Source organism: Pseudomonas serbiensis (genome assembly GCF_030580745.1).
Lineage (GTDB): Bacteria > Pseudomonadota > Gammaproteobacteria > Pseudomonadales > Pseudomonadaceae > Aquipseudomonas > Aquipseudomonas serbiensis.
In genome coordinates this window covers 1-1,302 of sequence record NZ_JAUQOO010000054.1, presented here as the reverse complement: position 1 = coordinate 1,302, position 1,302 = coordinate 1, and the positions used below count along the sequence as shown (strand labels likewise).

Genomic DNA, 1,302 nt, shown 5'->3' with positions numbered 1-1,302 from the left:
CACCCTGGAACTGATTGCCGGTGAAGTCATCAACCAGAGCGCGGGCCGTATCGCCAGTGCGCTGGCCCTGACCGCCAGCGTCACAAGCCTGGATCAGCAGGGCGGCGAACTGTTCAGCAACACCACCTTGAGCCTGGACCTGAACAACGGCCAGTTGAACAACCAGAACGGCCTGATCAACAGCCCCGGCGCACTGCTGCTGAAAAACCTCAACGGCGTGAGCAACGCGGGCGGGGAAATCTCCAGCGCCCAGGCTTTTACCCTCGCGGCCCAAAGCCTCGACAACAGCGGCGGCAAGCTGCTGAGCAGCCAGGGGCTGACCCTGGACCTGGTCGAGTTCTTCAGGAACCTCAAGGGCACCGTGTCGGCCACCGGGCTGGAGATCGACAGCGACAGCCTGGACAACGCCGAAGGCCTGATCAGCAGCCGCGCCGGCCTGAAACTGACCGTCGACAACACCCTGAGCAACGTCAAAGGCACCGTGATTGCCGATGGCGATCTTGACGTCAGTGCTACGACCGCCAACAACACCCAAGGCCAGATTTCCAGCAAACAAGCCCTCACCGCCGTGATCGGCAACCTGCAACAGCAGGGCGGGCAACTCTTCGCCCTGGGGGCGCTGAGCCTGACCGGCGACACCCTGAACAACAGCCTCAAGGGTTTTGTCGGGGGCGGCGAGGCCCTGACCCTCACCGTCGATGACGTCGACAACCAGGGCGGCGAAATTTCCAGCCAGCAGGGCATCACCCTGACCGGCCAGACCCTCACCAACACCGGCGGCCAGATCCTTGCGCAGCAGTTACTGACCCTCGACATCGCCAAGACCACCAACCGCAGCGACGGCGTGCTGTCCGGCAAGACCGGCCTGACCCTGACCGGCAGCTCACTGGACAACACCGGCGGCGTGCTGCTCAGCCCACACGACCTGAGCATCGACCTCTCGGACACCCTCGACAACACCCAGGGCCTGATCAGCAGCGAAGGCACCTTGACCCTCGACGTCGGCAGCCTGACCAACACGGCGGGCAGCGTGTCCAGTGCCGGCAAGCTGACCCTCGACAGCGCCGGCGCGATCCTCAACCAGGGCGGCGAACTGGTCACCGATGGCGAGCTCGACCTGGACAGCACCGCTCTCGACAACAGCCAGCAAGGCACCGTCAGCGCCAAGGGCCGGGTCACGATCGACACCGGCGACCTGAACAACAGCCAGAAGGGCCGGATCAGCAGCGGCGAGCGGATGGACCTCACCGCCGCCAAACTGACCAACCACGACGGCAGCATTGCCAGCAGCCAGGCACTGGT

General features: G+C 64.7%; 1 pseudogene. It reads left to right on the top strand.

What is annotated here, in order from left to right:
- A pseudogene (locus tag Q6A51_RS27245) lies at positions 1 to 1,302 on the top strand (adhesin); the annotation flags it as partial.